The 4,757-nt window shown below is 64.6% G+C and carries 4 protein-coding genes; all 4 read left to right on the top strand.

Annotated features, from left to right (window positions below; all coding sequences use genetic code 11):
* Positions 1-176: 176 nt before the first annotated feature.
* A complete protein-coding gene (locus ACVOLI_RS20125) occupies positions 177-1,298 on the top strand; it encodes a PLP-dependent cysteine synthase family protein (RefSeq protein WP_481615737.1) in 1,122 nt (373 codons plus the stop codon).
* A gap of 34 nt (positions 1,299-1,332) precedes the next feature.
* Positions 1,333-3,363 (top strand): M3 family metallopeptidase, encoded by a 2,031-nt coding sequence (locus ACVOLI_RS20120; RefSeq protein ID WP_481615736.1) that lies wholly within the window; start codon positions 1,333-1,335, stop codon positions 3,361-3,363.
* Positions 3,364-3,368: 5 nt separating this feature from the next.
* The gene (locus ACVOLI_RS20115) at positions 3,369-4,019 is read left to right on the top strand and encodes a histidine phosphatase family protein (RefSeq protein ID WP_481615735.1); all 651 of its coding nucleotides are present in this window, start codon (positions 3,369-3,371) and stop codon (positions 4,017-4,019) included.
* 88 nt (positions 4,020-4,107) lie between these two features.
* On the top strand, positions 4,108-4,485 hold the full coding sequence (locus ACVOLI_RS20110; RefSeq protein WP_481615734.1) for an SH3 domain-containing protein: 378 nt from the start codon (positions 4,108-4,110) through the stop codon (positions 4,483-4,485).
* Positions 4,486-4,757 lie beyond the last annotated feature (272 nt).

Below are 4,757 nucleotides of genomic sequence, written 5' to 3'. Positions count from 1 at the left end.
ATCTGTGCGTACATCAACCCCCCCACTCGGCCCGCCGGGGCCCCCCCCCAACCCGGGGGGCGGGGGGGGTTTACCAAACCCCCCCCCCCCCCCCACCCCGGTTTTGCCCGGTTTTGCCGCCGGTTTTGCCCAACCAAGTAGAATCCACACCAGCATTCACCAAGAAGTGGCGATCCATGTCCCAGCGTGATTGGGTGGCGGCGGCCATCCACAAGATTGAAGCCGACTACAACCGTTCGGCCGATACCCATCTGATTCCCATCGACCTGCCGGGTTTCCCGGGTATCGATGTCTATCTGAAGGATGAATCCAGCCACCCGACCGGCAGCCTCAAGCACCGGCTTGCCCGCTCGCTGTTCCTGTACGCGCTGGCCAATGGTTGGCTGCGCGAGGGTTGCCCGGTGATCGAGGCCTCCAGCGGCTCCACCGCGGTCTCCGAGGCCTACTTCGCTCGCCTGCTGGGCCTGCCATTCATCGCGGTGATTCCGGCCAGCACGTCGCCGGAGAAGATCGCCGCCATCGAATTCCATGGCGGCCGCTGCCATCTGGTGCAGCGCGCCTGCGACCTGAACTGCGAATCCGAACGGCTGGCGCGCGAAACCGGCGGCCATTTCATGGACCAGTTCACCTACGCCGAACGCGCCACCGATTGGCGCGCCAACAACAACATCGCCGAGTCCATCTTCAAGCAGATGGCCGAAGAGCCGCATCCGGTGCCGGAGTGGATCGTCTGCAGCCCCGGCACCGGCGGCACCGCCGCTACCCTCGGCCGTTACGTCAGCTATCGCCGCCACGACACCCGCATCCTTTGCGCAGACCCGGAGATATCGATCTTCTACGACGGCTACTGCGCCGCGCTCGAAGGCCGCGACTGGCGTGACATGACCTGCGAAGGTGGCTCGCGCGTGGAAGGCATTGGTCGTCCGCGCGTGGAGCGCAGCTTCATCCCCACCTGCGTTGATGCGATGGTGAAGGTGAGTGATGCGCTGAGCCTGGCTGCAATGCGCCATGTCAGCGCCACCCTGGGCCGCCGTGTTGGCGGCTCCACCGGCACCAACTTCATCGGTGTGTTGTACGCCGCCCAGCAGATGCGCGCTGCCGGCCGTGATGGCTCCATCGTCAGCATCCTTTGCGACGCCGGCGAGCGTTACGCGCACAGCTATTACAACCCGAACTGGTACAGCCAGCTGGGCATCGACGTGGTCGGCGCCGATTTGGTGGTGGCCACGGCCGTGGCCGGGCAGGGCATGCCGGCCCTGCCTTGTGCCTGGCTGGAAGCGTCGCCATATCAGGTCTGATGCCGGCGCAGCCGGAACTGTTTGAAGGAATGCCGTGAACACCACCAATCCCCTGCTCGATTTCTCCGGCCTGCCGCGTTTCGACGCGATCCGCGCTGAACACGTCACCCCGGCCGTCGATACGCTGCTGGCCGAGGCCGAAGCCGCAGTGAAAGCTGCCGAAACCGTGGCACCGGTGAGCTGGGACAATTTCGTGGTGCCGCTGGACGATGCTACCGAGCGGCTGTATCGCGCCTGGGGCCAGGTTTCGCACCTGCAGGCGGTGGTCAACACGCCGGAGTTGCGCGAGGTCTACAACGCCAACCTGCCCAAGATCAGTCGCTTCGGCAGCTCGGTCGCGCAGAACCCGGCGCTGTACGCACAGTACAAGCTGCTGGCCGCTGCGCCGGAAGCTGCAAGCTACGACGAAGCACAGCGCAAGGCACTGGAAAATGCACTGCGCGACTTCCGTCTTGGTGGTGCTGAGCTCGACGACGCCGGCAAGGCACGTTTCGCCGAGTTGCAGGAAGAGCTGTCTGGTCTGCAGGCCAAGTTCTCGCAGAACGTGCTCGATGCCGGAGATGCATTCGCTTTGTACGTGGATGTGGCCGATGACCTGCTGGGCCTGCCCGACGACGTGATTGCCAGTGCCCGCGCCGCCGCGCAGAAGGATGGCCGCGAAGGGTACAAGCTGACCCTGCAGATGCCGTGCTATCTGCCGGTGCAGACCTATGCCGACAACCGCGCGCTGCGCGAGCAGCTGTATCGCGCGCATGCGATGCGCGCATCGGAGTTCGGCGATGCGGCGCTGGACAACACCGGCAATATCGATCGCATTCTCGCCGTGCGCAACGAACTGGCTGGTTTGCTGGGTTTCGACAACTACGCCGAGTATTCGATCGCCACCAAGATGGCCAGCGACGCGCCGCAGGTGCTGAGCTTCCTGCGTGACCTGGCTGCACGCGCCAAGCCCTATGCGCAGCGTGATCGCGCCGAGCTGGAAGCCTTCGCCCGCGACGAACTGGGCATGGACGAGCTGCAGGCCTGGGATCTGGCCTATGTGGCCGAGAAGCTGAAGCAGGCGCGTTACAGCTACTCGGAGCAGGAAGTGAAGCAGTACTTCACCGAGCCAAAGGTGTTGGCTGGTCTGTTCGGCGTGATCGAGCGTCTGTACGGACTCAAGGTGGAACAGGACAGCGCTCCGGTCTGGCACGAAGACGTGCGTTTCTACCGGCTGGTGAATGCCGATGGCGCACTGGTCGGCCAGTTCTACATGGATCTGTACGCACGCGAAGGCAAGCGCGGTGGTGCGTGGATGGACGACTGTCGCAACCGCCGTGTCACCGCTGCTGGCGTGCAGACGCCGCTGGTCTACCTGGTCTGCAATTTCGGCCGTGGCAATGACGGCAAGCCGGCCACCTTCAGCCACGACGAAGTCACCACCGTCTTCCACGAAATGGGCCACGGCCTGCATCAGTTGCTGACCTGCATCGGTGAGCTGGCGGTGGCCGGTATCAACGGCGTGGAGTGGGATGCGGTGGAGCTGCCCAGCCAGTTCATGGAGAACTTCTGCTGGGAATGGGAACAGGTGGAGGCGATGACCGCGCATGTCGATACCGGCGTGCCGTTGCCGCGCGAACTGTTCGACAAGATGCTGGCGGCGAAGAACTTCCAGAGCGGCATGTTCACCGTGCGCCAGTTGGAATTCGGCCTGTTCGACATGCTGCTGCATAGCCAGTACCAGCCCGAGCAGGAAAGCGTGCTGCAGTTGCTGGAACGCGTGCGCGGCGAAGTTGCGGTGAACATCCCGCCGGCCTGGAACCGCTTCGCCAATCAGTTCAGCCACATCTTCGCTGGTGGTTATGCGGCCGGCTATTACAGCTACAAGTGGGCCGAAGTGCTCAGCGCCGACGCCTATGCCGCGTTCGAGGAAGCACCGGGCGCCTTGGCCGAAACCGGCAAGCGTTTCCGCGATGAAGTGTTGTCGCGTGGCGGTAGCCGCAGTGCGGCCGAGAACTTCCGCGCCTTCCGTGGCCGTGAGCCGCAGATTGATGCCCTTCTGCGGCATAGCGGCATGACGGCCTGATTCAGATGGCGTCCGACCCGGCTGGAGTGCGGACGCTCTACTTCGTTCGGCATGGGCAAAGCATGGCCAACGCGGGTTCGTTCGCCATGGCTGATCGGGAGATCCCGCTCAGCGCTTTGGGCCGCCAGCAGGTGCAGGATCTTTTGACGCGCTGGCCATTGCGGCCGGCGCGGCTGTACTGCTCGCAGATGTTGCGCGCCCGGCAGACGGCGGCGTACTTCGGCGATGCCCATGGGCTTGCAGCACAGGAGATCGCCGAGCTGGATGAGTTCAGCTATCTGGCGCTTGCCACTGTCGAGGGCAAGGTGCCCGCCGAGGTCGCGGTGTTGGCGCGTGACTACTGGCAACGCGGCGACCCTGCCCATCGTGACGGCGATATTGCCGACAGCTTCGATGGTTTCGCAGCTCGGGTTGAGGCCTTCCTGGCCCGCCTGCATGACTTCGAAGATGGCAGCGTATTCGTGGGCCATGGCATCTGGATCGGCCTGCTGGCCTGGCGCCTGCAAGGGCGGACGGTGAGCGGATCTGCGGACATGCAGGCATTCCGTGCCTTCCAGACCGGGATGCATGTGCCCAATGCCGGGGTGTACAGGTTGGAAATTGCCGGCGGCGAAGGCGCTGCACGGCTTACAGCGCTGGATGTCGGTGCTGCCTGAACGCGATGGGTCCGCAACGGCGCGGGTTCAAGTTTGGCGTGTCACCATAGATCCTTCATCTGGCCGCACCGGTCCCGCCGCACTCGCCATGCACAGGTTGTTCAAGTCCACCGACGGCAAGCCCCGTCTGTATCTGCGTATCGCTGCGGCTGCGGCGATCATCGGCGTGGTGCTGTGGTTCCAGCCGCAGATCAACGAGCCCGCCGCCCAGGTCAGCAATGGCCTGAACCTGCGCAGCGCGCCGGACCAGCGTGCCGAGCGCCTGGCGGTATTGCCGGTGGGCACCACGGTGGAAGTGCAGCGCTGCCTCGACGACCTGCAATGGTGCAACGTGCGTGCGGACGGCAAGAGTGGCTGGGTGGCGGCGGACTACCTGGTCGCCCGCAGCGATGGCAAGAAGGTGAGGCTGGCCGAAGCCGGCAAGCAGCTGGGCGTAGTCATAGAGACGGCCAAACCGGGTGGGTGAGCTGCATCTGTAGAGCCGAGCCATGCTCGGCTTAGGGGCGTTACCGGTAAAGCCCTGCCGAGCATGGCTCGGCACTACGCTCTTGCCCCCTCCCTTGCGCCGAAGGCGGAGGGGAGGGCTGGGGAGGGGTAGCTCTTCGCAGGCTGCAGCAGCCTCAGCTTCGCGGCTTACGCCGCTCCCACAACAGCATGATCAACCCGGCCGTGAAGCTGCACCTGTAGAGCCGAGCCATGCTCGGCTGGGGCCTTACCGGTAAAGCCCCTGCCGAGCAT

The organism is Stenotrophomonas sp. STEN029 (assembly GCF_056760015.1).
This window is presented reverse-complemented; position numbering and strand designations above follow the sequence as displayed.